At 70.7% G+C, this 26,562-nt stretch carries 22 protein-coding genes and 2 pseudogenes; 17 read left to right on the forward strand and 7 right to left on the reverse strand.

The window, feature by feature from the left end; genetic code table 11:
- Nucleotides 1–93 precede the first annotated feature (93 nt).
- Nucleotides 94–522, forward strand: a pseudogene (locus AB0I18_RS45015) (PrpF domain-containing protein); the annotation flags it as partial.
- Between the two features lie 10 nt (nucleotides 523–532).
- Nucleotides 533–1,486 (forward strand): catechol 2,3-dioxygenase, encoded by a 954-nt coding sequence (locus AB0I18_RS45020; RefSeq protein ID WP_363111597.1) that lies wholly within the window; start codon nucleotides 533–535, stop codon nucleotides 1,484–1,486.
- Between the two features lie 48 nt (nucleotides 1,487–1,534).
- Here AB0I18_RS45020 and AB0I18_RS45025 read toward each other — a convergent pair whose 3' ends face one another.
- Together AB0I18_RS45025 and AB0I18_RS45030 are read right to left on the reverse strand one after the other, a co-directional pair.
- Nucleotides 1,535–2,473 (reverse strand): alpha/beta hydrolase, encoded by a 939-nt coding sequence (locus AB0I18_RS45025; RefSeq protein WP_363111598.1) that lies wholly within the window; start codon nucleotides 2,471–2,473, stop codon nucleotides 1,535–1,537.
- Nucleotides 2,474–2,650: 177 nt separating this feature from the next.
- Nucleotides 2,651–3,271: a TetR/AcrR family transcriptional regulator gene (locus AB0I18_RS45030; RefSeq protein ID WP_363111599.1), complete on the reverse strand. Its 621-nt coding sequence runs from the start codon at nucleotides 3,269–3,271 to the stop codon at nucleotides 2,651–2,653.
- 212 nt (nucleotides 3,272–3,483) lie between these two features.
- Between AB0I18_RS45030 and AB0I18_RS45035 the strand changes: the two genes are divergently transcribed.
- From AB0I18_RS45035 to AB0I18_RS45060, 6 genes are all read left to right on the forward strand, one after another.
- Nucleotides 3,484–4,110, forward strand: coding sequence for a TetR/AcrR family transcriptional regulator (locus AB0I18_RS45035; RefSeq protein WP_363111600.1), 627 nt, complete (start codon nucleotides 3,484–3,486; stop codon nucleotides 4,108–4,110).
- Nucleotides 4,111–4,355: 245 nt separating this feature from the next.
- Nucleotides 4,356–5,357, forward strand: a complete 1,002-nt coding sequence (locus AB0I18_RS45040; RefSeq protein ID WP_363111616.1) for a LacI family DNA-binding transcriptional regulator — start codon at nucleotides 4,356–4,358, stop codon at nucleotides 5,355–5,357.
- 200 nt (nucleotides 5,358–5,557) lie between these two features.
- Complete coding sequence (locus tag AB0I18_RS45045) at nucleotides 5,558–6,901, forward strand: extracellular solute-binding protein (protein ID WP_363111601.1); 1,344 nt, start codon at nucleotides 5,558–5,560, stop codon at nucleotides 6,899–6,901.
- 138 nt (nucleotides 6,902–7,039) lie between these two features.
- Nucleotides 7,040–7,981, forward strand: coding sequence for a sugar ABC transporter permease (locus tag AB0I18_RS45050; RefSeq protein ID WP_363111602.1), 942 nt, complete (start codon nucleotides 7,040–7,042; stop codon nucleotides 7,979–7,981).
- Complete coding sequence (locus AB0I18_RS45055) at nucleotides 7,978–8,823, forward strand: carbohydrate ABC transporter permease (protein WP_363111603.1); 846 nt, start codon at nucleotides 7,978–7,980, stop codon at nucleotides 8,821–8,823. Before AB0I18_RS45050 ends, AB0I18_RS45055 begins: the two co-directional genes overlap by 4 nt.
- 53 nt (nucleotides 8,824–8,876) lie before the next feature.
- Nucleotides 8,877–10,940 carry a beta-galactosidase gene (locus tag AB0I18_RS45060; protein ID WP_363111604.1) on the forward strand — a complete coding sequence of 688 codons (2,064 nt, stop codon included), beginning with the start codon at nucleotides 8,877–8,879 and terminating at the stop codon, nucleotides 10,938–10,940.
- Here the strand turns inward: AB0I18_RS45060 and AB0I18_RS45065 are convergent.
- Both AB0I18_RS45065 and AB0I18_RS45070 read right to left on the reverse strand, forming a co-directional pair.
- Nucleotides 10,935–12,431, reverse strand: coding sequence for an FGGY-family carbohydrate kinase (locus AB0I18_RS45065; RefSeq protein ID WP_363111605.1), 1,497 nt, complete (start codon nucleotides 12,429–12,431; stop codon nucleotides 10,935–10,937). The two genes, AB0I18_RS45060 and AB0I18_RS45065, sit on opposite strands and share 6 nt — an antisense overlap.
- A 9-nt stretch (nucleotides 12,432–12,440) precedes the next feature.
- A complete protein-coding gene (locus tag AB0I18_RS45070; protein WP_363111606.1) occupies nucleotides 12,441–13,514 on the reverse strand; it encodes a mechanosensitive ion channel family protein in 1,074 nt (357 codons plus the stop codon).
- Between the two features lie 292 nt (nucleotides 13,515–13,806).
- Here AB0I18_RS45070 and AB0I18_RS45075 point away from each other — a divergent pair, with 292 nt between their 5' ends.
- The 3 genes and pseudogenes from AB0I18_RS45075 to AB0I18_RS45085 all read left to right on the forward strand — a co-directional run.
- On the forward strand, nucleotides 13,807–15,285 hold the full coding sequence (locus AB0I18_RS45075) for an FGGY family carbohydrate kinase (protein ID WP_363111607.1): 1,479 nt from the start codon (nucleotides 13,807–13,809) through the stop codon (nucleotides 15,283–15,285).
- Nucleotides 15,282–16,688, forward strand: a complete 1,407-nt coding sequence (locus AB0I18_RS45080) for an FAD-dependent oxidoreductase (RefSeq protein ID WP_363111608.1) — start codon at nucleotides 15,282–15,284, stop codon at nucleotides 16,686–16,688. The genes AB0I18_RS45075 and AB0I18_RS45080 overlap by 4 nt, the downstream gene beginning before the upstream one ends.
- Nucleotides 16,685–17,632, forward strand: a pseudogene (locus AB0I18_RS45085) (FAD-dependent oxidoreductase); the annotation flags it as partial. The gene AB0I18_RS45080 and the pseudogene AB0I18_RS45085, both read left to right, overlap by 4 nt.
- Nucleotides 17,633–17,731: 99 nt before the next feature.
- On the opposite strand, the gene AB0I18_RS45090 reads toward AB0I18_RS45085, so the two are convergent.
- A complete protein-coding gene (locus AB0I18_RS45090; RefSeq protein WP_363111609.1) occupies nucleotides 17,732–18,496 on the reverse strand; it encodes a crotonase/enoyl-CoA hydratase family protein in 765 nt (254 codons plus the stop codon).
- Nucleotides 18,497–18,604: 108 nt separating this feature from the next.
- On the reverse strand, nucleotides 18,605–19,645 hold the full coding sequence (locus AB0I18_RS45095) for a lysylphosphatidylglycerol synthase transmembrane domain-containing protein (RefSeq protein ID WP_363111617.1): 1,041 nt from the start codon (nucleotides 19,643–19,645) through the stop codon (nucleotides 18,605–18,607).
- Nucleotides 19,646–19,788: 143 nt separating this feature from the next.
- Here AB0I18_RS45095 and AB0I18_RS45100 point away from each other — a divergent pair, with 143 nt between their 5' ends.
- On the forward strand, nucleotides 19,789–21,708 hold the full coding sequence (locus AB0I18_RS45100) for an ABC transporter ATP-binding protein (protein ID WP_363111618.1): 1,920 nt from the start codon (nucleotides 19,789–19,791) through the stop codon (nucleotides 21,706–21,708).
- A 163-nt stretch (nucleotides 21,709–21,871) separates the two neighbouring features.
- Here AB0I18_RS45100 and AB0I18_RS45105 read toward each other — a convergent pair whose 3' ends face one another.
- Nucleotides 21,872–22,333 carry a hypothetical protein gene (locus AB0I18_RS45105; RefSeq protein WP_363111610.1) on the reverse strand — a complete coding sequence of 154 codons (462 nt, stop codon included), beginning with the start codon at nucleotides 22,331–22,333 and terminating at the stop codon, nucleotides 21,872–21,874.
- A gap of 131 nt (nucleotides 22,334–22,464) precedes the next feature.
- Here AB0I18_RS45105 and AB0I18_RS45110 point away from each other — a divergent pair, with 131 nt between their 5' ends.
- From AB0I18_RS45110 to AB0I18_RS45130, 5 genes are all read left to right on the forward strand, one after another.
- The gene (locus AB0I18_RS45110; protein WP_363111611.1) at nucleotides 22,465–23,340 is read left to right on the forward strand and encodes an alpha/beta hydrolase; all 876 of its coding nucleotides are present in this window, start codon (nucleotides 22,465–22,467) and stop codon (nucleotides 23,338–23,340) included.
- 121 nt (nucleotides 23,341–23,461) lie between these two features.
- Nucleotides 23,462–24,106, forward strand: coding sequence for a TetR/AcrR family transcriptional regulator (locus AB0I18_RS45115; RefSeq protein ID WP_363111612.1), 645 nt, complete (start codon nucleotides 23,462–23,464; stop codon nucleotides 24,104–24,106).
- A gap of 305 nt (nucleotides 24,107–24,411) precedes the next feature.
- Complete coding sequence (locus AB0I18_RS45120) at nucleotides 24,412–25,062, forward strand: TIGR03086 family metal-binding protein (protein WP_363111613.1); 651 nt, start codon at nucleotides 24,412–24,414, stop codon at nucleotides 25,060–25,062.
- 279 nt (nucleotides 25,063–25,341) lie between these two features.
- Complete coding sequence (panD, locus tag AB0I18_RS45125; protein WP_363111614.1) at nucleotides 25,342–25,770, forward strand: aspartate 1-decarboxylase; 429 nt, start codon at nucleotides 25,342–25,344, stop codon at nucleotides 25,768–25,770.
- A 31-nt stretch (nucleotides 25,771–25,801) separates the two neighbouring features.
- Complete coding sequence (locus AB0I18_RS45130; RefSeq protein ID WP_363111615.1) at nucleotides 25,802–26,194, forward strand: GNAT family N-acetyltransferase; 393 nt, start codon at nucleotides 25,802–25,804, stop codon at nucleotides 26,192–26,194.
- Nucleotides 26,195–26,562 lie beyond the last annotated feature (368 nt).

Consider the following 26,562-nt stretch of genomic DNA (forward strand, 5'->3'; position numbering starts at 1 on the left):
TAGCGCGGCGGGACGGCACGGTCGACTGGTCCACCGACACCGGCACCGGCACCGGCACCGGCACCGACACCGACACCGAGTTCGGGTACGGCCGCCCTCGCCGACCGGCTCCGGGAGATCCGGATGGCGGCGGGCCGACTGATGGGTCTCGGTGACGTCGCAGGCACCACCGTGCCCAAACTCAGCCTGCTGGCGCCGCCGGTGGCCGGGGGAGCGGTCATGACCCGCACCTTCATCCCGGTGCGCTGCCACACCTCCATCGGAGTGCTCGGTGCCGCGAGCGTCGCCGCGGGGCTGCGCACCGAGGGCGGCGTCGGCGAGGGAGTGGCGCGCCTGCCCGCGCGAGGGGACCGGCTGCGTATCGAGCACCCCACCGGATTCCTCGACATCGAAACGGCCGTCGAGTACGACGCCGCCGGCGCCGTTCCGGTGGCCCGACGCACCGCCGTCGTACGCACCGCACGAAAGATCTTCGACGGCACGCTCTTCCCGCGGCCGGCCGGAGCCGCACCTCACCTCTAAGGAGGCCCGTATGGCACCGCCCCTCGGAGACATCGCCCACCTCGGGCACGTCGAACTCCTCACCCCCGACCTGGACGGCAGCGTCCGCTTCTTCACCGAGATCCTCGGCCTGACCGAGAACGGCCGTTCCGGTGACTCCGTGTACCTGCGGACCTGGGACGACTACGAGCACCACAGCCTGACCCTGACCGCCCACTCGACGTCCGGTATCCGCCGCACGGCCCTGCGGGCCTCCAGCGAGGGGGCCCTCCGACGCCGGGTCAAGGAGGCCGAGAACGCGGGTCTTCCCGGCCGCTGGGTCGAGGACGAGCCGGGCATCGGCCCGCTCTACGTCACCCGCGACCCCGACGGCCACGACATCGCCCTGTACTGGGAGAGCGAGTGGTACGAGGCGCCGCCCGAACTGGCGCCCGGCCTGAAGAACCAGCCCCAGGCCAAGCCCGGCCGGGGAGTTGGCGTACGCCGCCTGGACCACGTCAACTACCTCGCCTCCGACGTCGGCGCCAACGCCGCCTTCACCCGCGACGTGCTCGGCGCCCGCCCCACCGAGCAGATCGTCCTCGACAGCGGGAAGGTGGCCGCCCAGTGGCTGACCTTCACGAACAAGTCGTACGACATCGTCTACACCGAGGACTGGACGGGTTCGAGCGGGCGCCTGCACCACATCGCGTTCGCCACCGACAGCCGCGAGGACATCCTGCGCGCCGCCGACCTCTGCCTCGACAACAACGTGTTCATCGAGACCGGCCCGCACAAGCACGCCATCCAGCAGACGTTCTTCCTCTACGTCTACGAGCCCGGCGGCAACCGCATCGAACTCTGCAACCCGCTGACCCGCCTGGTCCTGGCCCCCGACTGGCCCCTGATCACCTGGACCCAGGCGGAACGGGCCAAGGGCCAGGCCTGGGGCCTGAAGACCATCGAGTCCTTCCACACCCACGGCACGCCGCCGGTCGACGCGTGACAGCGCCGCGGGCGCGGAGGCGGTCCGTGCCCGCGAGCGGCGTCGCCCTCAGGTGGCGTCGGACGCCTTGGAGCCGGCGGCCTGCCGAACGTGCCGCGCGATGAGTGCGTAGACCTGCCGGGCCTTTTCGAGGTCCTTGCCGTCGTATCCGTGGTCGGCTTCGGGGACGAGGTGGTGTTCGATCAGGGCGCCGGCCTTTCGGAGGCGCTCGGCGTAGCGCTCGCCCTCCGCCCGGAGCAGGTCCCACTCGGCCGTGATGACCAGGGCCGGGGCCATGCCCTTGAGATCCGCGGTGTCCGCCGGGTTGGCGGGCGACACGAGCCGGTCGGTGCGCTGCCGGAGATCCGGTACGTACGAGCTGTCGAAGATCTCTGCCATCCAGGGGCGCAGCATCGGCTTGGCGATGGTGGCGCGCTTGTCCTTGCCGCTGGTCGCGAGGTCGAGCGGTGCGTAGTGGAGGACCTGCAGCGCGATCGCGGGTCCGCCCTCTTCGAGGGCCTGGCGGGCCACCGCGGCGGCCAGGCCGCCCCCGGCACTCTGGCCGCCCACGGAGAGGCGGCTGCCGTCCCAGCCGTGCTCGTCGCCGTGCTCGGCGACCCACTGGACGACCTCGAACGCCTGCCGGGGCGGGGCGGGAAACGGGTGCTGCGGAGCGACGACATAGTCGACGTTGATCACGGCCACCCCCGCCTCCGCGGCGAGGAACCGGCAGAGGGCGTCGTCCAGTTCCGTCAGCGGCAGGACATAGCCGCCGCCGTGGAAGTTGACGTGGACCGGCACCGACGCGCCGTCGGCCGCGGGCATGTACACCATGGCCCGGGCCGGACCGACCGAGGTCGGGATCGTCACCTCGTGCACGGTGCGCGGAAACTCCGGGAAGCTGTCGAGCGAGGAAGCCGCCGAGCCGAGCCGGCCGGCCAGCAGAACGGCTCGCTGCATCACTTTGGCGGCGAAGGAGGCCACCGCCGGCCGGGCCAGGATGGACATGTGGTTCCGTTCGGTCGAGCGATTCGATCAACAGGATTCCTGTCGATTGGTGGGCAGACCCTAACACGGCTCAGGTCGGCGTCGGCCAGAGTGTCGAGGTGGAGAATCAGTGGTGACGGCCCGCTCGTCCCTCGGTCGCGGCTGTTCCCTCAGTGGAGTTCGAGAGCACCCCTCGCGTCACTCTGTGCGCGACCCGCCCTCGGCGCGCACACCATGCAGGAACAGGTCGAGGAACGGCTCGCGCACGCCGTGCGCGAGGACACCGCGCAGGCGGGCGGTGTGTGTGCTGAAGCCCGTGATCGAGTGGGCGAAGGTCTCCGCGGCGACGGAGCGGTCGATGCCCGGGCGCAGTTCACCGCGCCGCTCCGCGTCGAAGAGGACGTCCTCGACCACGGCGAGCGGCTGGTCGATGCAGTCGCGCCGGAACAGCGCGTAGAGCTCGGGATAGTCCGGGAGCTCCAGGGAGCACCGGACCCCGATCAGCCACCGGGGGCTGTGGAGCGCGTCGGCGGTCGCGTCGTACAGGAGGCGCAGGTCGCTTTCGAGGCTGCCGGTACGCGGGGCCCGAAGATGCACGCCCAGGGTGGACAGGCCGGCCAGGATCAGGTCGTTCCTCTCGGGCCAGCGGCTGTAGAGGGTCCGCTTGGCGACCTTGGCGCGCGCGGCGACGGAGTTGGTGTGCAAGCCGGCGATGCCGGTCTCGGCGAGCTCGTCGACGACGGCCCGCAGGATGCGCTCGTCGGCGCCCGCGTCCCTGGGGCGTCCCGGCTTCGCCGCGACGGGTGACGTGCCGGCCATGTGTCGTCCTCCCGGAGGTGCTCCTGACCCAGTTTCGCAGGTGGGGGACAGGTGAGGGGGTGCTGGCCCGGCCGTCTGCCCGGGGGTCTGGGTATGCACGCCGACGGCACCCGGGTTATTTCGCTACCGAAACGGTTTCGTATTTATTGTTTTGGTGTTAACGTCTCCAGTACGAAACCGTTTCGTTTAGATGGGGGGCGATGATGGCAGCCGTGGCAGGACGTGCGACGTTGGCCTCCGAGGCGGAGTCGGCTGGTGGTCGGCGAACGCGGCGCAGCCGGATCACGCCCGAGCGCGAGGCGGAGCTGTACGAGGCCGTGCTCGATCTGCTCGGCGAAGTCGGCTACGAAGCTCTGACCATGGGCGAGGTCGCGACCCGCACCCACTGCAGCAAAGCCACTCTCTACCGCCAGTGGACGGGAAAGCCGGAGCTCGTCGCCATGGCGCTGCGGCACGACAGGGCAGGCAACCTCGCCGACATCGACACCGGAACCCTGCGCGGTGACTTCCACGCCCTGGCGGCACAGATGGGCGACAGTCGGATGCAGAAGAACTCCGACCTGGTGCGGAGCCTGCTCCAAGCCGTGCATACCCACCCCGAGCTGCTCCAGGCGGTGCGCGAACTGTTCGTCGATCCCGAGCTGACCGGCCTCGACGCGCTGCTGCGCCGGGCCGTGGAACGGGGTGAACTCGCCGCGGAAGACCCGGCGTTGACGTATATCCCGCACATCCTGGTCGGCGCCCTGATCACCCGTCCGCTGCTGGAGGACCGGCCGGTCGACGAAGCCTTCTTCGTCGGCTACATCGACGCCGCACTCCTCTCCGTCCTCGGCGTCTGAGTCCAAAGAGAGTGCCGTAAAGAGAGTGCCGTACGGAGTATTGACTCGCGTTACGGCACTGGGAACACTGGCATGACTACGTAGTCACCTCCGAGTCGCTCCCGAGTTCACGGATCTCCGTGCCATTCCGACCGCGACTCTGACTACGTAGTCAATCCTGTCGGGCGAGAGGAGGGTTCATGGCCGCCACCAGTACCGAGCCGTCGTCCCCGAGTGGTTCCGGCCGCCGCCGTCGCGGTCCCGGGATGACGGAGGTCGCCCGTGCCGCGGGCGTCTCCCAGAAGACCGTGTCCCGGGTCGTGAACGGCGAGCCGCACGTCAGTGCCGACGTCCGTGACCGGGTGCTCGGCGTCATCCGCGAGCTGGACTACCGTCCGAACAACGCGGCGCGTGCCCTGCTGATGGGCCGGTACCGGCGGATCGGCGTGGTCTCCCTCGGCACCGCGCTCTACGGCCCGTCGGCCCTGCTCATCGACCTGGAGCGGGCCATGCAGCGGGCGGGTTACCTGTTCGCCGTGGCCAGCACCCTGGAAGGCCAGGGCGGCAGCGGTATACCGGCAGCTGTGGAGTCCCTCCTGGAGCAGGGCGTCGACGGGATCGTCCTGTCGGAGCCGATCGACGACGGCACGCCGCTGCGGCTGAACGCGAACGTGCCGATGGTGAGCCTCGGCGAGAGCGTGCACCTGGCCGGCGGACCCAGCACCGTGGTCCGTGCCGACGGCGTCACCGCGGCGCGGATCGCCACCGAACACCTCCTCGCGCTCGGGCACCGCACGGTCCGGCACATCCCCGGCCCGCAGGACTGGTGGACCGCCCGCGACCGGGTCCGCGGCTGGCGTGAGGCACTGGCCGCGGCCGGCGCCCCCGAACCGCCACTGCCCGCGGACGGTGACTGGACCCCGGCCTCGGGATATGCCGCCGGACAGGCGCTGGCCCGCGTCCCCGACCTGACCGCCGTGTTCGCCGCCAACGACGACATGGCACTCGGCGCCCTGCGCGCCTTCACCGAGGCCGGACTCACCGTGCCCGGCGACGTGAGCGTGGTCGGCTTCGACGACATCCCCGCCGCCGCCTACCTCTCCCCACCGCTGACCACCGTCCGCCAGGACTTCGCCGCCGTCGCGACCCGCGCCGTCGAGGTCCTGGTCGCCATGATCGAGGGCAGGCCCCACCCGGCCCAACCTGTCGATCTGGCAGTCGAGTTGACCGTACGAGACTCCACCGCACCCCCGCGCTCCAACCGCTGAGCGACCCCACTCGCCCCTGGGGCGCGTCGCGAAAGTCCCGCCCGTCACCCGCCCGCCCATCCACCTCTCCGAACCGCTGAACCGTCGGCGGGACGGCCGACCGCGCTCCGCCGTCGGCCCGATCCGCCCTGCCCGCGTGTGCCGTCCGGGACGGCCGTCGCACGCGCACCGTAGTAGCCGCACCACGTGAGGAGTCACGTGTGTACACCACCCCACCACCCCTGCCGCGTCGCGCCCTGCTGCGCGGCGCCCTCGGCCTCGGCGCGGCCGCCACGCTCGCTGCCTGTGGCCGTGACAGCACCACCGCCCGTACCTCCGGAGACGTGAGCCTCTCCCTGTGGACCCACGACCCGGGATACGAGGCCTTCTTCACCAAAGGCATCCCGGAAGCCGACCGGCTCACCGACTTCCGCTACCGCCTGAAGGTCACTCGCACCGGACCCGCCGACCTCGTCACCAAACTGCTCGCCCAGGCCGTCGCGGGACGCGGCACACCGGACATGGCGGGATTCGAGATCGGCAGCTTCCCACGCATGCTGCGCGGCGACATCTCCGAGCGGCTGCTGCACGACCTCACCCCCGCCATAGCCGCCGTGCCGGGGCTGAAGGACGACCTGCTGCCGGCTCGTACCGCCCCCTACACCAAGGACGGCAAGCTGTACGCCCTCGACTCGGACACCCCGATGGTCGTCTACTACTACCGCGACGACCTGTTCACCGAGTACGGCCTGCCGAAGGACACCCCTACCTGGGAGGAGTTCGCCGAACTCGGCGCCCGCGTGCACAAGGAGCACAACGCCTCGCTGTGCGTCGTCAGTACCGCCGGCAGCGACCCGGGACAGGTCGTGCAGTCCTTCCAGATGCTGCTCAACCAGCGCGGCGGTGCCTTCTTCGACGCCGACCAGCAGCTGGTGCTCGACTCGGCCGAGGGCGAGGAAGCGCTGGGCTTCCTGTGCGAAGGCCTGCGCAGCGGATTCGTCATCGACATCTCCGACTACTACGGGGCCGCGATGCAGACCGCCCTGAAGCAGGGCAGGGTCATCGGCCTGCCCATGGCCATCTGGTACAAGAACTACGGTCTTGTGCCCAACGTGCCCGAGCAGAAAGGGAAATGGCGGGTCCGGGCGATGCCGCGGTTCGCCGGGGGTGGCGGGGCGACGGCGGCTCTCGGTGGTACCGGCTTCGGAGTCGTCAAGGACAAGGCCAACACCCAGGCGGCCACGGACTTCCTCCTCAACACCTGGCTCACGCACGACGGGCAGGTCCGTCGCTTCACCGAGACGGGGTATCTGCCCACTCGTCGGTCCGTGTTCGAGGATCCGCAACTCGGGGTGCTCCGGGACGAGTTCTGTGGGGGGCAGCGGCTCTTCGGTCTCTATCGCGACCTGCTGCCGGAGGTGCCACCGCTGTACACGAGTCCCGATCAGTCGATTCTTTTCGATGTGCTTGCCGGGAACTTGCTGCGGGCTTATCGCGGGGACCTCAGTCCGCGTCAGGCGCTTAAGCAGACGGCGGACGAGTTTCGTGACCAGGCTGGCCGCTAGCTCCGCCGAGAGCGCCGTTCGGGGACACGCCGTTGGAGAGACTGCGGGCCGTCAGTGGCTGGTCGCGCAGTTCCCCGCGTCCCTGAAGGGGCGCCTACCGCACCCGGAGTTTGGAAAGTACGCCCAGGAGAGCCGCCCATGACCACCGCTGTCGTCGATCCGGCCGGTACGCCCCGCGAACGTACGGGTGCGCGCTCGGTCGTTCGCCGTCTCAAGAAGTCCCGTGCCCCGTATCTCTTCATCGCTCCCTTCTACGTCCTGTACGTCCTGTTCATGCTGGTGCCGGTCGCGGTCTCGCTCTGGCTGAGCCTCACCGAATGGGTCGGGCTCGGGACACCGCACTGGGTGGGCCTGCGCAACTACCGTCTCCTCGCCACCGACGTGAGCTTCCACCGCGCCCTGGGCAACACGGGCGTCTTCGTGCTCATCTCCCTCTGCCTCGTCGTACCGCTGGCCCTGCTGATCGCCCAGGCCCTCAACACCCGCGGTCTGCGGGTCCGCGACCTGTGGCGGACCGCCTACTTCGTGCCGATCGTGGTGTCGCCGATCATCGTGGCGCTCATCTTCGGCCTGGTCTTCGACCGGCAGTTCGGACTGCTGAACTCCGTCCTGCGCGCCCTGTTCGGCACCGGAGGCGTCGACTGGCTGGGTGATCCGGACCTGGCCAAGGTGAGCGTCGGCCTGGTGATGCTGTGGCGCTGGACCGGCTACCTCACCGTCTTCTTCCTCGCCGGACTCCAGGCCGTACCAAGGGAGTTGTACGAGGCGGCGGCCCTCGACGGCGCCGGACGCATCCGCACCTTCACCACCGTCACACTGCCGGCGCTGAAACCGGTGACCGCCTTCGTCGTCGTCACCTCGTTCATCGGCGCCGCGCAGATCTTCGAGGAGCCCTATCTGCTCACCGGCGGCGGACCGGCCGAAAGCACCCTGTCGGTCACGATGTTCATCTACCGCGCCGCCTTCCAGCGCCAGCAGTTCGGGTACGCGGCCGCCGCGGCCGTGGTGCTGTTCGTCCTCGTCTTCGGCCTCAGCCAGCTCTTCAACCGTCTGCTCGGCATCGGGAGGGCATCCTCATGAGCGCGCTCACCTCCTCCGTACGTGCGAGGGGCCGCCGGGGTCTGCTCTACCTGACGCTGGTCCTGCTGCTTCTCGGCTTCGTCGCCCCGCTGGTGTGGGCGCTGAGCGGGTCGTTCAAGCCGCGCGGCGACATCTTCGCGTACCCGCCGAAGCTGATCCCGGACCCCTTCACCCTGCACAACTACCGTGCGCTGATCGAGGACCAGCCGTTCGTGCGCTGGTTCGTCATCAGTACGGTCGTCGCGGTCGTCGCCACCACCGTGTCGGTCTTCGTCTGCGCGCTGGCCGGCTACGGCTTCGCCAAGTTCCGCTTCGCGGGCAGGAAGCTGCTGTTCGGGGTGATGTTCAGCTCGCTGTCCATCCCTTTCGCGGTGATCCTGGTGCCGTTGTTCGTGATCCTGGTCAAGACCGGGCTCGGAAGCCCGTGGTTCGCGCTGATCGTGCCCTGGGTGGCGCCCGCGTTCGGGATCTTCATGATGCAGCAGTACATCGTGCAGTCCGTCCCGGACGAGGTCATCGAGGCCGCCCGCATCGACGGGGCGAGCGAGTTCGGCATCTTCCGGCGGGTCGTGCTGCCCCTGCTGCGGCCCTCGCTCGGCGCGCTCGCCGTATGGCAGTTCCTGCAGAGCTACAACAGCTTCCTCTGGCCGCTGGTGCTGGTCTCCGACAGTTCGCAGTACACCCTGCCGCTCGGCCTGCAGACCCTCTTCCTCTCGGAGCAACGCCAGTACGACCTGGTGATGGCCGGTGCCGTGCTGGCCGTCCTCCCGGCCGTCGCCCTCTTCGTCCTGCTGCGCAAGCAGCTCCTGGAGGGCCTGTCCACGGGTGCCGTCAAGGGCTGACACCCGTCGACGCACACCACCTGACGCCCTCTCAACTCACCTGAAGGAGAAGCATGTTCGAGCTGCCCGGCCGGGTCCTGTTCGGCGCCGCCTACTACCACGAGTACCAGCCGTACGAGCGGCTCAAGGACGACCTCGACCTGATGGCCGAGGCCCGTTTCACGGTGATCCGGGTCGGCGAGTCCGTCTGGTCGACCTGGGAGCCGGAGAACGGCCGCTTCGACCTCGACTGGCTCCGGCCGGTCCTGGACGGGGCACAGGAGCGGGGGATCTCGGTGGTCCTCGGGACGCCGACGTACGCCGTGCCGCCGTGGCTGGCCCGGCAGTACCCGGAGATCGCGGGGGAGCACCGGACCGGACAGCGCATCGGCTGGGGCGCCCGCCAGGAAGTCGACTTCACCCACCCGGCATTCCGCTTCCACGCCGAGCGGATCATCCGCAAGGTCGTCGGCCGGTACGCGACGCACCCGGCGGTGATCGGCTTCCAGGTCGACAACGAGCCGGGCCTCCAGCTCTTCCACAACCACGGCGTGTTCCAGCGCTTCACCGACCACCTGCGCGAGACGTACGGCGATGTGGAGACCCTCAACCGCGAGTGGGGACTGGTCTACTGGTCGCACCGACTGTCGACCTGGGCCGACCTCTGGACCCCCGACGGCAACGCGCAACCGCAGTACGACCTGGCCTGGCGACGCTTCCAGGCCCGGCTGACCACCGAGTTCATCGCCTGGCAGGCGGAGATCGTGCGCGAGTACGCCAGGCCCGACCAGTTCGTCACGACGTGCATCTCCTACGACCGGCCCGGGGTCGAGGACGACGAGCTGACCAAGGAGCTCGACGTCACGGCCGGCAACCCGTACTACACGATGCAGGACGCCCTCACCCTGCCGGACCGGGACCGCGGCGACCAGGGCTGGACGACCAACGGCACCTGGGCGCTGTACCAGAGCGCCGACCGCATGTACTCCTCCCGTCAGGAACCCTTCCTGGTGACCGAGACCGACGCGCAGGCCATCGGTTTCCCCTGGAACAACCGCCCCGCGTACGACGGGCAGTGGCGCCAGGCGGCCTGGGCGCTCATCTCGCGCGGCGCCTCGATGATCGAGTACTGGCACTGGCACACCCTGCACTTCGGAGCCGAGACCTACTGGGGCGGCGTGCTGCCGCACAACGGGCGCCCCGGCCGGGTGTACCGCGAACTCGCCGCGCTCGGCGCCGAGTTGGAGACCGCGGGCGATCTCGTGTCGTCCCTCACCCCGGACGCCGACGTGGCGTATCTCTACTCCGGCCCCAGCAAGTGGGCGCTCCAGGCCCAGCCCCCGTTCGCGACGCCCGACGGAGGCCCGGACCCGCGCTCGTACCAGACCGTCTTCGACGCCTTCTACCGCGGCGCCTTCGACACCGGTCTGCAGAGCAGGATCGTGCACCCCGGACAGCTCGACGCCGTGGACCTGCCCCCGGTGCTGGTGGTGCCCGCCTTCTACGCGGCCGACGACGCGACCCTGGACCACCTGCTCGCCTACGCCGAGTCCGGCGGCCACCTGGTTTTGGGCCCGCGCACGGCCTACGCGGACCACGAGGGCCGGGCCCGCACGGACGCACAGCCCGCCCGTCTGGCCGAGGCCGCCGGGGTCACGTACGACGAGTTCAGCAACCTGGGTACCGAACTCGTCGTCCACGGCAGTGACACCTTCCCCCTGCCGGCGGAGGCGCGTGCCCTCCACTGGACGGACGGTCTTCAGTCGCAGGGCGCGCAGACGCTGGCCACATACGAGCACCCGCACTTCGGCCGCTGGCCCGCCGCGACGACGCACGAACACGGCGCGGGGCGCATCACCTACGTAGGCACCGTGCCGGACCCGGCCTTCGCGAAGGCCCTCTTCCGCTGGGCCGCCCCGGCGGGTGCCCGGCACCCGGCTCCGCCGAGCGTCACGTCGACCGCGGCGACCTCCCGCGACGGACGCCGGGTGCGCTTCCTGCACAACTGGTCGTGGGATCCGGCGCGGGTCGTCCTGCCGATGCCCGCACATGACGTGCTCACCGGGACCCGGTACGCCGCCGACCAGGAGGTCTCGCTGGGGCCGTGGGACGTGAAGGTCCTCCGGGAGGAGTCATGAGCTGCTGAACGCGCCCGGTGTCCGTTGATACCCGGCGAGCGCGTGGGTGATGTCGCGCGTCGCCGGATAGAGCCCCAGGTACAGCGCGTACAACTCGTCGTAGCGGGCCCGGAGTCGCGGGTCCGGTACGACCCGTTCGCGCAGTGGGTTCCATGAGTCGATGTGCGGTTCGCCGACGGCGCCCGCGGCGAGGAACGCCGCCCCGTAGCTCGCCCCGAGCGTGACGGTCCTGACCTCCTGCTCCAGGCCCGTCACGGCGGAGACGATCCGGGTCCACAGGCCGCCCCGGGTCCCGCCGCCCACGGCGACCACCCGGCGGATGTCCGCGCCGGCCGCGCGCATCGCCTCGACGTTGTGCCGTACGCCGAAGGCCGTCGCCTCCAGGGCGGCGCGGTAGAGGTCGCCACGGGTGTGTTCGACGGTCAGTCCGGCGAGCACACCGCGTGCGTCCGGATCGGCCACCGGCGTCCGCTCGCCCGCGAAGTACGGCAGCATCAGCAGCCCCCGCGCGCCGGGCCCGGACTCCTCGGCCCCGGCGAGCAGGGCGGCGTGGTCGGGTGTGCCGAACAGCTCCCGCAGCCAGTCCGTGATCACACCGGAGGTGGCCATGCCGCCCGCGAGGCTGCGCGTTCCGGGCAATGCCCCGACGGTGCTCCACAGCTCGGGCACCAGGAGCCGCTCGGACACCGTGTTGATCAGGAACATGGTGCTGCCGTACATGAGCATGAGGTCACCGGTGTGCTGTGCTCCTACGCTCAGCGCCTCCGACCACGCGTCGATCGTGCCGGTGACGACCGGGATTCCGGCGGGCAGACCGGTGGCGCCGGCCGCCTCGGCGGTGATGTGCCCGGCGATGTCGCCCGGCCACCGCAGCGGGGGCAGTTCGAGACCGGGTGCGATGCGCCGGGCCCACGGCTCGTACCACTCCTGGGCCACGGAGTCGTACAGCGGGACCGCCTGGCTCGCCGAGTGGTGGTCGAGCACATAGGCCCCGGTGAGCCGGCACACCAGGTACGAGCTGGGCATGTACAGGCGCCGGGCCCGCGCGACCGTCTCCGGCTCGTGCTCCGCCAGCCAGGCGATCTTGGGGCCGACGGCCTGGGTGGAGAGCAGGGAGCCGCAGCGCCGCAGTACGGCCTCACGGCCCAACTCGGCCTCCAGCCGCGCGATCTGTTCGGTCGCCCGGGTGTCGACGCCGTACAGGATCGCCGGGCGCAGCGGCGTGTCCGCCTTGTCGGCCAGCGCGACACACGGGCCCATACCGCTGACGCCGACCGCGGTGACCGGGGCGCTGTCCCCGAGGGACTTGAGCAACTCCCGGGCGATCGAGGTGAATTCGTCCCACCACACCCGCGCGTCCATCTCGACGTGCCCGGACTTCGGACGGCTGACCGCGTGCGGGCGGACAGCCGTCGCGAGTACTGACCCGTCCTCGTCCACCAGCACGCCCTTGCTGCTGGATGTACCGATGTCGACCCCAAGCACCGTCATATGTTCGTTCTACGTGATCGTGATGGATCCGTCGCGCTGCGTGGGAATCGCCACGCCGTTCTGCTGGAGGGCGACGGTGCGTGCCGGGGAGGGTATGCGGATGCCCTCCACGTGGTACCGCTTGTGCAGCCGCTTGATGAACTCGTGCTTGATCCGGTACTGGTCGCTGAACTCCCCGACACCCAGGATCACGGTGAAGCTGATCCGGGAGTCCCCGAACGTGTGGAAGCGGATGGCGGGTTCGTGCTCGGGGACCGCGCCCTCGACCTCCTTCATGACCTCGGTCACGACCTCGGAGGTGACACGCTCGACGTGCTCAAGGTCGCTGTCGTAGCCGACGCCGATCTGCACGGTGAGGGTCATCTCCTGTTCCGGGCGGCTGAAGTTGGTCATGTTGGTGCTGGAGAGCTGGGCGTTCGGGATGATGACGAGGTTGTTCGAGAGGTTGCACACGACGGTGTTGCGCCAGTTGATGTCGACGACGTACCCCTCCTCGCCGCTGGTGAGACAGATGTAGTCGCCGGGCTGGATCGTCTTCGAGGCGAGGATGTGGATGCCCGCGAAGAGGTTGGCGAGGGTGTCCTGGAGGGCGAGGGCCACCGCGAGACCGCCGACGCCGAGGGCGGTGAGCAGTGGGGCTATGGAGATGCCCAGGGTCTGCAGGACGACCAGGCAGCCGATGGCCAGGACGACGACGCGGGTGATGTTGACGAAGATCGTGGCCGATCCGGCGACGCCGGAACGGGACTGCGTGACGGCCTTCACCAGACCGGTGATCACGCGCGCCGCGGTGATGGTGGAGGCGAGGATGAGCAGGACCGTCAGGATCTGGTTGACGGTGTTGTTGATCCGGCCGGTCAGCGGCAGCGCCGCCGCGGCGGCCGCCACCCCGCCCGCGAGCGCCGCGAACGGCACCAGCGCGCGCAGCGCGTTGACGAGAACGTCGTCCCCGCTCCAGCGGGTACGGGTCGCGTGCTTGCCCAGCCAGCGCAGGAGGAGGCGCAGCAGAACGCCCGCCGCCAGCCCGACGGCCAGCCAGATTCCCGCGACGATCCAGTCGTGCAGTGTGAGGTCTCGGTTCACCAACTGCCTCCCGTCGTGCCGGGAAGGGGGCCTGCGCCCGGTATGTGATGTGTCGTCACCTTGTTGTCACCTGCTGCTCGGTTACGGCTTGATTCCGGGATGTACGAGCCCGCCGGGACAACGGCGTCGTTGACCGGCGGGTTCACCAATCCTGCTACATGTGCGGGGGTGCTTCACGCCAGAGCCATCGTCGACAGGCCATCCGCCCACCTTCGCGGCCGCCTTGACGTCCGGCAATACCCGGACCAGGCTTGCGCGAAGTGATCACCGACGACTCGCGGGGGGTGGGGCGATGCCGGGGCCGGTGCTCGCCGTCGACCAGGGCACGTCCGGTACCAAGGCCCTCGTCGTCTGCCCCGAGCGCGGAGTGATCGGCTCCGGCAGCGCGCCGGTACGCCCCCGGTATCTGCCCGGCGGACTGGTCGAGGTCGATCCCGCCGAGTTGTACGGATCGGTGGTCGAGGCAGGCCGCCGTGCGCTCGCGCAGGCGGGGGAGCCCGTGGTCGCCCTCGGTCTCGCCAACCAGGGCGAGACCGTCCTCGCCTGGGACCCCGGCACCGGGGAGCCGCTCACCGACGCCCTCGTGTGGCAGGACCGGCGGGCGGAGACAGTCTGCGCCGAACTCGCCCCGCACGCCGATGAGTTGCGGTACGTCACCGGGCTTCCCCTGGACCCCTATTTCGCCGCGCCCAAGATGGCCTGGATACGTCGGCACCTCACCCGCAACGGTGTTGTCACGACCAGTGACGCCTGGCTCGTGCACCGGCTCACCGGTGCGTACGTCACCGACGCGGCGACCGCGGGCCGAACCCAGCTCCTCGACCTCGACCGGGTCGACTGGTCGCCGGCCGCCCTCGACGTCTTCGGCCTCTCCGGCGAACACCTGCCCCAAGTCGTGGACGCGGGCGGGCACTTCGGCACCACCACGGTCTTCGGCGGCGACGACAGCAGCAGGAGGAACGGTAGGGGGAACGGCGGAGAGATCCCGCTCACCGGCCTCCTCGTCGACCAGCAGGCCGCCCTGCTCGCCCAACGCGTCACCGAGCCGGGCGGCGCCAAGTGCACCTACGGCACCGGCGCGTTCCTGCTCGCGCACACCGGCAGCACACCCCGGCGCGGTACGTCCGGGCTGGTCAGCTGTGTCGCCTGGCGGCTCGGCGGACAGACCAGTTACTGCCTCGACGGGCAGGTCTACACGGCCGCGTCCGCCGTCCGCTGGCTCACCGACCTCGGCGTGATCTCCGGCGCCGCGGACCTCGACCCGGTCGGGAGCGCCGTACCCGACGCCGGCGGTGTCACCTTCGTCCCGGCCCTCGCCGGGCTCGCCGCCCCCTGGTGGCGCGGCGACCTGCGCGGCTCGCTCACCGGGCTCGGCCTCGACACCACGCCCGGCCATCTGGTGCGCGCCCTGTGCGAGGGCATCGCGGCCCAGGTCGTCGAACTCGCCGACGCGGCCGCCGCCGACCTCGGCGCCCCGCTGACCGCCCTCCGGGTCGACGGCGGCCTGACCCGCTCCACGCTCCTCATGCAGACCCAGGCCGACCTGCTCCAACTCCCGGTGGAGGTCGCCGAGTTGCCCGACGCGACCGCCCTCGGTGTCGCAGCCGTCGCCCGGCTCGGCCTCGACCCCTCCCTCACGATCGATGAAGCGCTGCCCGCCCGGCGGCCCGCCGCCGTGTACGAGCCCCGTATCTCCGCCGGAGAGGCCGCCGAACGGCTCGCCGGATTCCGCGCGGCCGTCGCCACTCTGCTCGACCGGGCGCCCGTATGACGGTCACCTCCATCGGCGCGCTGCCGGACGTGACGTACGACGTGGTGATCGTCGGGGCGGGAGTCGTCGGGTGCGCCGTCGCCCGCGAACTGGCCCGTCACCGGCGGCGGTTGCGGGTCGCCGTCGTCGAAGCCCGGGACGATGTCGGCCAGGGCACCTCGAAGGCCAACACGGCGATCCTGCACACCGGTTTCGACGCGGTCCCGGGCTCGCTCGAAGCCCGCCTCGTACGCGACGGCGCCCGGCGCCTCACCGCGTACGCCGCCGAGTCCGGCATCCCCGTCGAACCCGTCGGCGCGCTGCTCGTCGCCTGGGACGAGGAACAGCTGGCCGCGCTACCGGAGATGGCGGCGAAGGCGGAGAAGAACGAGTACCGCGAGGCCCGGCTCCTCGGCCCCGACGAACTCCGAACCCGCGAACCCCATCTCGGCCCTGGAGCGCTCGGCGCCCTGCACGTGCCGGGGGAGAGCATCATCTGCCCCTGGACGACGACCCTCGCGTACGCGACCCAGGCGGTACGCCATGGCGTCGACCTGCACCTCAACTGCCGGGTGGAGACGGTCGGTTCGGTCCAAGACCATGTCCTGCACACCAGCCGCGGCACGGTACGCGCCCGCCACCTCGTCAACGCCGCGGGGCTGCACGCCGACACCCTCGACCGCCTGCTCGGCCACGACACCTTCACCGTGACCCCGCGCAGGGGCCAGCTCATCGTCTTCGACAAGTTCGCCCGCGAGCTGGTCAACCACATCCTCCTGCCCGTCCCGACGGCGCTCGGCAAGGGCGTGCTGGTGGCGCCGACCGTGTACGGGAACGTGCTGCTCGGGCCCACCGCCGAGGAGTTGGACGACAAGTCGGCCACCGAGTCGACCGAGGAGGGACTGGCGCTGCTGCGGGTCAAGGGCCGCCGCATCCTGCCGGCACTGCTCGACGAGGAGGTCACCGCCGTGTACGCCGGGCTCCGCGCCGCCACGGAACACGACGACTACCAGATCCGGGCCCACCCGGAACAGTCGTACGTCACCGTCGGCGGCATCCGTTCCACCGGCCTGACCGCGTCGATGGCGATCGCCGCCCACGTCACCGGACTTCTCGCCGCCGAATGCGCACTCGACCTGGGGGAGGCCGAGGACCTGGCACCCGTCCGCATGCCGAACCTCGGCGAGGCCTTCCCGCGCCCCTACCAGCAGCCTGAACTCATCGCCGCCGACCCCGAGTACGGCTCCCTCGTCTGCCACTGCGAGCGCGTCTCGCGCGGCGAGATCCGCGACGCCCTCGCCAGTACGATCCCGCCGGGCGGCCTCGACGGTCTGCGCCGCCGGACCCGGGCGAGAAGCGGGCGCTGCCAGGGGTTCTACTGCGGCGCGACGGTCCGGGAACTCTTCGAGGCGGGGCGCGCGTGAAGTCCCGCACCGTCGACGTCCTGATCGTGGGAGCAGGGCCCGCGGGACTGGCGGCCGCCGCCCGGATCGCCGCCGAGGGAACGGCCGGTGAGGGAACGTCTGTCGAGGTACTCGACCGGGAGCCCCGAGCCGGGGGAGTGCCGCGGCACTGCCCGCACCGTGGCTTCGGGCGATGGTGGGTGAGCGGGACTGCCTTCGCGCGCAAGGGCGTTGATGCCGCGGTGGAGGCGGGCGTGGTCCTCCGCACCGGCGTCACCGCGCTCGACTGGGCCGGTCCCCTCGCCGTGCAGACCGTCGGTCCGGGCGGGCCGGAGACGATCACCGCGAGGGCGGTCGTCCTCGCCACGGGCGCGCGTGAACGGCCGCGCGGCGCACGGCTGGTGGCGGGCACGCGGCCCGCCGGTGTGTACACCACCGGAGAACTTCAGCAGGCCGTTCATCTGTACCGCCAGAGGATCGGTGCCCGAGCGGTCGTCATCGGCGCGGAGTCCGTGAGTTACGTCGCCGTGGACACGCTGCTGGGAGCCGGAGCCGAGGTCGCCGCGATGGTGACCGTACAGCCCCGGCACCGAGCCGGCGCCGTACGAGCCCTCAACTCCCGTCTGGGCAAAGGAATCCCGCTACTCACCGGCACGTCCGTCACCGAACTCCTCGGTCACGGCCGCCTGACCGGCGTCGCCGTGCGCCACCGGGACGGCCGGGTCACCACGCTCCCCTGCGACACCGTCGTCTTCACCGGCGACTTCGTACCCGACCACGAACTGGCCCGGCGCGGCGGACTCACCCTCGACCCCGTGACGCGGGGGCCAGTGGTCGACGACGCCTTCCGCACCTCGCGGCCGGGCGTGTTCGCCGTCGGCGGCCTGCTGCACGCGGGGGAGAGTGCCGTGACCGCCGCCCGGGAGGGCAGACGCGCGGCCCGGCGCGTACGAGATCACCTGGCAGCCGTGCGGGTGTAACCCGACCTCGGAACCGCTGACCTCAATACCGCTGACCTCAGAACTGCTGACCTCGCAGCTCACTGACCGTGGAACTCGCTGACCTCAGAGCTCGTTGAACGACCCGTGCCGTCCGGCCCCCGCCGAAAACCGTGTCGCGCCCTCCAGGCTCTCCGCCAAGACGCCCATCCCGTGCCGGAGTTCGCCCCGCATGGCCGCGCGTTCGTTCCGGCCCTCCTGGTCGAGGACGGAGCTCCGGTCGCTCTGGAGGCAGGCCTGTGGGAAGCGGGCGATCGATGCGGCGAGTGCCTCGGCCTCCTCGCGCGCCCGGCCCGGCGGGACGAGACGGTTCGCGAGCCCCATCTCGTACGCCTCGGGAGCGGCCACCGGACGGCCGGTCAGGATCATGTCCATCGCGCGACTGGTGCCGATGAGGCGGGGGAGCCGTACCGTGCCGCCGTCGATGAGCGGCACGCCCCAGCGGCGGCAGAAGACCCCGAAGACCGCGTCCTCCTCGGCGACCCGCAGATCGCACCAGAGTGCCAGCTCAAGTCCGCCGGCCACGGCATGGCCCGCCACCGCGGCGATCACCGGCTTGGACAGCCGCATCCGGGTGGGGCCCATCGGCCCGTCGCCGCCCTCGGTGACGTGGTTGCCGCGTTCCGTGCCGAGGGATTTGAGGTCGGCCCCCGCGCAGAACGTGCCGCCCTCACCCCACAGCACGGCCACCCGGGCCGTCTCGTCCTCCTCGAACGCCCGGAAGGCGTCGGCGAGTTCGACCGCCGTGGGGCCGTCCACCGCGTTGCGGACGTCGGGGCGGGAGAGGACGACGGTGGTGACGTGCTCCTGGCGTTCGGTCCTGACCGGCATCGCGCAGACCCCTTCGTGTGGCGACGCCAGCATGTTACTCCCGGGTCACACCGAGGAGTTCGGGCCGTCCTCAAACGGAAGGGTCGTCCTCAAACGGAACCGGAGAGCTCAGATCACCTTCCACCGCACGAGCGCGCCCAGCGTCAGCGCCCCCGGCAGCAGCGGCAGCCACACCGTGATGATGCGGTAGGCGAGCACGACCGCCGTCGCCACCGCCGCCGGACCGCCCGCCGCCACCAGAGCCACGATCAGCGCGGCCTCCACCGAGCCGATGCCACCCGGCGTCGGGACGAGTGCGACCGCGACCGTCGCCGCCAGATACGCGACCGCCATGTGCAGCGGAGGCACCGGCAGCCCCAACGCCTGCCCCACCGCGGCCAGTCCGGCCGCCTGCAGCGCGGGGAAGGTGATCGCCCCGCCCCACAGCGCGAGCGCGCGAGCAGGGCGTGCGTGCACGGACCGCGCCTCGCTCAGCGCGGTCCGCAGAAAGGAGAACACGACGGTACGCACCCGTCGTACGAGCAGCAGGACGGTCAGCGCGACACACACCACCGCGCCCGCGGCGAGCAGCAGCGGACCTGCCGCACCGTCCGGGAGGAGCACGCCGATCCGCAACGCGTCGGGGAAGGCGATCAACAGGGCCACCAGAAGCCCGACCCGGGCCACGGACTCGGCGAGCATGTACAGCGCGAGCGCCGCTGACGAACGGGCCAGCGGGACCCCGCACACCGCCATGAACCGCAGGTTGACGGCGCTCGCGCCGAGCCCCGTCGGCAGCAGGTGGTTGGCCGCGCCCGCCGCGAACTGCGTGGCCAGCAGCCGGCGTCTGGGCAGTCGCTCGACGAGCGCCCCCTGCCGGGTGACGGCCGCCGCCACCCAGGTGAGGCAGGTCGCGGCGGCCGCGGCCAGCAGCCACGGCCACTCGGCGGTCGCAAGGTGGCCGAAGCCGTCGGCGAGCACGGACCGGTGCTGCACCGCGACCACGACGACGAGGGCGAGCGGGAGCAGGCAGAGGATCTGCCGGAGCGGAAGGCGTCTGGGGAGGCCCGGGGAGAGGCGTTCGACCGTCACATCGGGAGAGGGTTTCCATGCCGTACCAACGTGGGGTTGCGGGCACGGGGACGGCGCCTGACACGCCGGGCACGGCATCGGGTCGCTCGTCTCGGGCGGGGGTATCGGTTCGGTGAGCGTCATCGGCTTTCCCTCGACCTCAGTTGGACTCCACTGACCTCGACATTGACCGCAACATTGACCTCAATGTTGCTTGAGGTCCTACGGTCGGTCCCATGAGTATGGAGACCACAGCCTGGACGCAGCTGCAGAGCGTCATGACCGCCCGGCCGGAGCGCCGGCCCTTCGCCCGCGCGACGCTGCGCCGCATCGCCGAGTTCGCCCGCCCGCACCGCCGCCGTATCTGGCAGTTCGTGGTGCTCAGTGTGGCGACCGCGATGCTCGCCGTGGCGACGCCGGTCCTCGCCGGACGTGTCGTGGACGTGATCGTGTCCGGCGGAGACGAGGGCAAGGTCGTACGACTGGCCCTGCTCATCGCCCTGATCGCGCTCGCCGAGGCGGCGCTGGGACTGGTGGGCCGCTGGCTGTCGTCGACCCTGGGCGAGGGGCTCATCCTCGATCTGCGGACGGCGGTCTTCGATCATGTGCAGCGCATGCCGGTCGCGTTCTTCACACGTACTCGTACGGGCGCGCTCGTCAGTCGTCTCAACAACGACGTGATCGGCGCGCAGCGGGCGTTCAGCAACACGCTGTCCGGAGTGGTGGCCAACCTCGTCACGCTGCTGCTCACCCTCGCCGTGATGCTCACCCTGTCCTGGCAGATCACGCTGCTCGCGCTGGTGCTGCTCCCGGTGTTCGTGGTGCCCGCCCGCCGGGTGGGCAGCCGGATGGCGAAACTCCAGCGCGAGGCCGCCGACCTCAACGCCGCGATGGGCACCCGGATGACCGAGCGCTTCTCCGCGCCCGGCGCCACGCTGATCAAGCTCTTCGGCCGGCCCGGCGACGAGTCCGCGGAGTTCGCGGCGCGGGCCCGGCGGGTGCGGGACATCGGGGTGCGTACGGCGATGGCGCAGACGGCGTTCATCACGGCGCTCACCCTCGTCTCCGCGCTCGCGCTCGCCCTGGTCTACGGGCTCGGCGGCTGGTTCGCGCTGCGCGGCAGCCTGGAAGCGGGCGCCGTCGTGTCGCTGGCGCTGCTCCTGACCCGCCTGTACGCGCCGCTGACCTCCCTGGCGGGAGCCCGAGTTGAGGTCATGAGCGCCCTGGTCAGCTTCGAGCGGGTCTTCGAGGTCCTCGATCTGAAACCGCTGATCGACGAGAAGCCGGACGCACGCGCGGTGCCGGACGGCCCGGCCTCCGTCGAGTTCACCGACGTCCGCTTCGCCTACCCGTCCGCCGACAAGGTCTCCCTGGCCTCCCTGGAGGAGGTCGCCGCGCTCGACACCCGCGGCGGCACCGAGGTCCTGCACGGCATCTCCTTCCGCGCCGAACCCGGCCAGACCGTCGCCCTCGTCGGCTCGTCCGGCGCGGGCAAGTCGACCATCGCGGCACTGCTGCCAAGGCTGTACGACACCGATGAGGGCTCCGTACGCATCGGCGGCGTCGACGTGCGTGACGTGAGCGCCGGTTCAATGCGGGCGACCCTAGGCATGGTTACCCAGGACGGGCACCTTTTCCACGAGTCGGTCCGTGCCAACCTGCTGCTCGCCAGGCCCGGCGCCGGCGAGGACGAACTGTGGGACGTGCTGCGCCGGGCCCGCCTCGACGACCTCGTACGCTCCCTGCCCGACGGACTCGACACGGTGGTCGGCGAACGCGGCTACCGGCTCTCCGGCGGTGAGCGCCAGCGCATGACCATCGCCCGACTGCTGCTGGCCCGCCAGCGGGTGGTCGTCCTCGACGAGGCAACGGCCCATCTGGACAACACCTCGGAAGCCGCCGTGCAGGAGGCGCTCACCGAGGCCCTGGAGGGGCGCACCGCGGTCGTCATCGCACACCGGCTTTCGACGGTACGGGCCGCCGACCTGATCCTCGTCGTCGAGGCCGGCCGGATCGTCGAGCGCGGCACGCACGAGGAACTGCTCGCGGCGGACGGACGGTACGCGGAGCTGTACCGGACGCAGTTCGAGAAGCCGGGACGGACCGGCGTGCCCCGGGACGGCGTGCCGGAGATCGCCGCGGCGGGAGAGGCGGCGGCGTAAGCAGCGCGCGAGGGCCTGTGCCGGAAACGGCGTCGTCCACCCGGCGGGCGCCACTTCCGCCCCAGGCCCTGGGCGCCGCCGCACCCCGGCGGCGCCGACGCGTATCCGTACTCCGGCAGGCGACCCCCTCCACCACCGGAGCAACGCCCCACGCCGCGCTTCCTCAACCGGGCCACGCGGACTTGCCGGTGAGGAAGGAACGGGCGGCTTCCTGCGTCGCGTCCGGGCTGAAGCACTCGGTCCGCCAGGTGGTCGACCGCATCGCTCCCCGGTGACGGTAGGAGCGCACGACCCGCACATGGTCGTGGCGTGCCACGAAACCCTGCAGATCCTTCTCGTCGCGCCATACGGAGACGGAACCCGACCTGGGGCGTAGGGGATCGGGATCCACCCACAGCCACAGTCCGACAGCGCCCTCGATGTCCTGCCACACCCGCCGCAGGGCCACGCCGGCGACGTTGACGCCGAACGAGGTCCACGGCCGGTGAGGGGTGAACTCGGTGACGCTGACGACTGCCGCGCCGGCCGCCTTGCTCTCGGGGCTGTCGGGGCTGTCGCGGCTCTTGGGCGCGAGATCCGCCGCCGGGCCGGGCTTCCACGGCGTGAACCAGATGGTGGACGACATGGCGTACTCCTCGTGAGTGGGCGAATGAGCGGGCGTGCGTGGGCGCGCAGCGGACTTCTCGCACTCTATAAGAGCACGGTCGTTCGTGCTAATATCTCACCTTCCTGATGTTCGATCGAGGAGTACTGGGCATGCAACCCACCGAGGCACTCACGAGCGCCGCCCTCAACAGCCTCTCCCGCGTCTCAGGGAGTCTGGCGGGCACGAGCGCTTTCACCCTGTTCCACATGCCGCTCACCCGGAGCAGGATGCGAGCCGCTGAGCGTGAGTTGTTCGGTGCGGCGCAACTCGGCCGGGTGAAGGTCAACGGCAAGTCCGCCGTGACCTACCGGTGGGGAGACGGCGACAGGACCGTACTGCTCGTGCACGGCTGGCAGTCGCGGGGCTCGCGATTCGCCGACTTCGTCCCGGGGCTTCTCGACCGTGGCTACCGCGTCGTCGCCTTCGACGCTCCCGGGCACGGAGAAGGCACCGGCCGCAGCGTCAACATTCTCGAATATCGCGACATCATCGCCGAACTCCATGACCAGTACGGCGTGTTCGAGGCGCTGGTGGCGCACTCGATGGGTGTCCTCGGATCGTTCTACGCGCTGAAGCACGGAGTGAAGGCGAAGCGGATCGTCACCATCGGCGGAGTCTGCGACTTCGACTACCTGGTCGATGAGTTCTGCTCCGCCCTCAGTCTGCGCCGACAGCTGAAGACCCGGCTGCAGGGCCGGATCGCGAAGAACCTCTTCCCCGACCTGCCGGCCGACCGGACGCCTTTCTCCGTGGTGCACACGGCCGAGTACGTGGAGTCCCCGATCCTGGTGATCCACGACGAGGACGACACCCGGATCGAGGTCGGGCAGGGGCGCAGGCTCGCCGGGGCGTTCGGCGACCGGGCGCGGTTGATCACCACGAGCGGTCTGGGTCACCGGCGGATTCTCGGGGACCCCGAGGTGGTGCGTGCCGTTCTGGACTTTGTCGAACACGGAGTGAGTACGACACCGGCCCTTGAGCGGTAAGCCCGGAAGCCGCCCGTCCGTTCGTTCACATGCTGACCGCACGATCGTCCACTTACTCGGTACACTGGTCGCTTCAGCGGGCACCACGAGGGCCTGGTTCAACAGACAGGTAGGCGCGGCCATGGCAGAGACACGCATCGACGGGCGGATCGCACGAGGGAACCAGACCCGTCAGGTGATCCTCAAGCGTGCTGTGGAGATCGCGTCCGTCGAGGGCCTTGAGGGGCTGTCCCTCGGGCGGCTGGCGAGCGAACTGAAGCTCAGCAAGAGTGGTGTGTTCGCGCTGTTCGGCTCCAAGGAGGACCTGCAACTCGCCACGGTCACGGCAGCCATGAAGATCTATCTGGCGCACGTCGTGCACCCGGCCCGTGAACTGCCGCCGGGTATCGACCGCCTGTGGCGGGTGTGCACCGGCTGGCTCGACTACTCCCGGGAGCGGGTCTTCCCGGGGGGCTGCTTCTTCTACTCGGCCTCGGCCGAGTACGACGCCCGCGAGGGCAAGGTGCACGACACGCTCGCCGCGGCGCAAGCCAACTGGGTCGCCTTCCTTGAGCAGACCGCGGCGGAAGCGCGGCAGGCGGGAGAGATCGAGGAGGGGACCGACATCCCGCAACTCGTCTTCGAGCTTGTCGCGTTCCTCGAGATGGCCAACGCCGAGTCCGTCCTGCACAACGAGTTCACCAGCTACGACAAGGCGGCAAAGGCCGTCATGACCCGCCTGCGCGGCGTCGCCACCGATCCGTCGCTGTTGCCCGACGCCCCCTGAGGGCCGTGTCCGGCGCCGCGTCGACCGAGTGAACCCCGGAAGTGACGCCGCTCGTCAGCTCTCCCCAGCTCTCCCTGCTGCGTCGGGAGCACCGGCGCGGCGCGACTGCTCGGCATCGCGTTGCGCCCTGTCCGGGAGGCGCACAACTCCGGCTGTCCTGCCGTGAGTCGGTCCCCGAGGAGATCGCCGGTGGGGTCCCTTCCTTCGTACGTGTCTCACTAGATGCACGTACGGTCGTGCTATTATTTTTCTGATCGCACTCTGCTGGAGGACGCGCGGCACAACCACTCGCCGAAAGGATCCGTGTGGACATCCGGAAGCTGGACCGGACGGCTGTGCTGGAGACCGTACGCATCCTGGAGAAGGCGAAGCCCGAGGACTGGGATGCCCCCACCCCGTGCGCCGACTGGACGCTCCGCCAACTGCTGGCCCACATGGCGGGCCAGCATCACGGCTTCGCGGCGGCCGCCGACGGGAGCGGGGCCGACCTCGCCGTGTGGCAGCCCGCCACACTCGGCGACGAGCCGTTGACGGTCTACCGAGCGGCGGCCGACTCCGTCCTTGAGGCCTTCGCCCGACCGGGCGTCCTCACCCGCGAGTTCACGCTCCCGGAGATCAGTACCAGCATCCGTTTCCCCGCCCGGACCGCGATCGGGTTCCACTTCCTGGACTACGTCGTCCATGGCTGGGACGTGGCCCGGGCGCTCGGCGTGACCCTGGAGGCGGACGAAGAGGCCGTCGAGGCGGCGTTGGTCTTCGCGCTGCGGGTGCCGGACGACGAACGCCGACACAGCCCCGCCGCACTGTTCCGGCCGGCGCTTTCCCCGGCCTCTGACGCGCACCCGCTCGACCTCGTACTGACGACGCTCGGGAGAACACCCGGCTGGGCCCCTCCGGCGGCTGTCTCGTCAGCACAGCGGCACCGCGACCCGCAGGGAGACGCACAAGCTCGCTGACGTCGGAAGGAATGTCGCACGACGGCTCGGCCCGGCGCAGGAGGAGGTGAGGGAAATGCCTCGATCACCACCGCCGGCACCGCAGATCCCGGCAGGGTGACGCGGCTCTCGGTGTGGCCGGAGGAGGTCCTTGCGTACGCTGTTGCCGTCGTCCACGTCCGGCAGGGTGGCAGGCCCCGGCGCCTCCGCGGTGCCTGACGCGGTGGCAGATCTTAGGTATGGAAACCGCCCTTGACCTGCAAAAAGGCAGGCAGGGAGCATAGATCCGGGAGTACCTCGATGCTGCGAACCATGTTCAAGTCCAAGATCCACCGTGCCACGGTGACCCAGGCCGACCTGCACTACGTCGGCTCCGTGACCATCGACGCCGACCTGCTCGACGCCGCCGACCTGCTGCCCGGCGAGCTGGTCCACATCGTCGACATCACCAACGGCGCCCGCCTGGAGACGTACGTCATCGAGGGCGAGCGCGGGTCCGGGGTGATCGGGATCAACGGGGCGGCGGCACACCTGGTGCACCCCGGCGACCTGGTGATCATCATCAGTTACGCCCAGGTCTCCGACGCCGAGGCCCGTGCGCTGCGGCCGCGGGTCGTGCACGTGGACGCCGGCAACCGGATCGTGGCGCTCGGCGCGGACCCGTCCGAGCCGGTGCCGGGAACGGACGCGCGGCGCAGCCCGCAGGCCGTGGCCGCCGCCACGGCCTGACCCGCAGGTACGAGAAGGAGGAGGGGAGTCCATGAGTGAGATCTCGATCCGCGACGACCGGGAGCGGGGGCGGCTGGAGGCGTTCGCCGACAGCGGCTCGGATGACCCGGGCGGCTCCGGCGGCTCGGGCGGCTCGGGTGGCGAAGTGGTCGGCCGTATCGAGTACTTCGTCCTCGAAAGCCCCGGGCGCGCGTTCGTCCCGGTCCACACGATCGTGGAGCCCGCCCACGAGGGCAAGGGCATCGCGGGCTCCCTCGCCCGTGAGCTGTACGCCATCGCCGCCCGCGAGGACGTGCCGGTCGCACCGCTCTGCCCGTACGTCGTCAAGTGGGCCGAACGCCATCCGGACGAGGCTCCGGCCGCCGACCCCGAACGCCTGAGCGCGGCGAAGGAGTGGCTGAGGACCAACCCGGGGCGCTTCTGAGGGGTCCTGGTCCACCTGGTCCACCTGGGTCCCCGTTCGTCGCGCGACGGAGTGAGTGGGTGCGAGGGGCACGGGTACGCGTGGGAGAAGTCCAGAGCCGACGTTCCCACTGGCTGGAGGACACCATGACGCACCCGTACCCCGACCCCGTGAAGCCGGGTCCCACGCCGGGCCCGGGCCCCGACCGCCCGCAGCCCATCCCGGACCCGGTCCCCAACCCCGAGCCGCGCCCCACCCCGCAACCGTCCCCGACCCCGGTACCCAAGCCACCGGGCCCGGACCCGGTCCCGGAACCCGAGCCGCAACCGGGCCCACTGTCTTAGGGGTCGGCGAACGGACGGGTGGCCCGCCGCAGAATCCTCTGCGGC

The organism is Streptomyces sp. NPDC050704, assembly GCF_040654355.1.
In the GTDB taxonomy this organism is placed as follows: Bacteria; Actinomycetota; Actinomycetes; order Streptomycetales; family Streptomycetaceae; genus Streptomyces.

Coding starts and splice junctions, on each gene's coding strand:
- AB0I18_RS45080 (WP_363111608.1), top strand. CDS start 15,282: ATGACGGTCACCTCCATCGGCGCGCTGCCGGACGTGACGTACGACGTG.
- AB0I18_RS45065 (WP_363111605.1), bottom strand. CDS start 12,431: ATGACGGTGCTTGGGGTCGACATCGGTACATCCAGCAGCAAGGGCGTG.
- AB0I18_RS45050 (WP_363111602.1), top strand. CDS start 7,040: ATGACCACCGCTGTCGTCGATCCGGCCGGTACGCCCCGCGAACGTACG.
- AB0I18_RS45115 (WP_363111612.1), top strand. CDS start 23,462: ATGGCAGAGACACGCATCGACGGGCGGATCGCACGAGGGAACCAGACC.
- AB0I18_RS45040 (WP_363111616.1), top strand. CDS start 4,356: ATGACGGAGGTCGCCCGTGCCGCGGGCGTCTCCCAGAAGACCGTGTCC.
- AB0I18_RS45055 (WP_363111603.1), top strand. CDS start 7,978: ATGAGCGCGCTCACCTCCTCCGTACGTGCGAGGGGCCGCCGGGGTCTG.
- AB0I18_RS45025 (WP_363111598.1), bottom strand. CDS start 2,473: ATGTCCATCCTGGCCCGGCCGGCGGTGGCCTCCTTCGCCGCCAAAGTG.
- AB0I18_RS45095 (WP_363111617.1), bottom strand. CDS start 19,645: ATGCCGTGCCCGGCGTGTCAGGCGCCGTCCCCGTGCCCGCAACCCCAC.
- AB0I18_RS45060 (WP_363111604.1), top strand. CDS start 8,877: ATGTTCGAGCTGCCCGGCCGGGTCCTGTTCGGCGCCGCCTACTACCAC.
- AB0I18_RS45020 (WP_363111597.1), top strand. CDS start 533: ATGGCACCGCCCCTCGGAGACATCGCCCACCTCGGGCACGTCGAACTC.
- AB0I18_RS45090 (WP_363111609.1), bottom strand. CDS start 18,496: ATGCCGGTCAGGACCGAACGCCAGGAGCACGTCACCACCGTCGTCCTC.
- AB0I18_RS45105 (WP_363111610.1), bottom strand. CDS start 22,333: ATGTCGTCCACCATCTGGTTCACGCCGTGGAAGCCCGGCCCGGCGGCG.
- AB0I18_RS45110 (WP_363111611.1), top strand. CDS start 22,465: ATGCAACCCACCGAGGCACTCACGAGCGCCGCCCTCAACAGCCTCTCC.
- AB0I18_RS45100 (WP_363111618.1), top strand. CDS start 19,789: ATGGAGACCACAGCCTGGACGCAGCTGCAGAGCGTCATGACCGCCCGG.
- AB0I18_RS45075 (WP_363111607.1), top strand. CDS start 13,807: ATGCCGGGGCCGGTGCTCGCCGTCGACCAGGGCACGTCCGGTACCAAG.
- AB0I18_RS45030 (WP_363111599.1), bottom strand. CDS start 3,271: ATGGCCGGCACGTCACCCGTCGCGGCGAAGCCGGGACGCCCCAGGGAC.
- panD (WP_363111614.1), top strand. CDS start 25,342: ATGCTGCGAACCATGTTCAAGTCCAAGATCCACCGTGCCACGGTGACC.
- AB0I18_RS45130 (WP_363111615.1), top strand. CDS start 25,802: ATGAGTGAGATCTCGATCCGCGACGACCGGGAGCGGGGGCGGCTGGAG.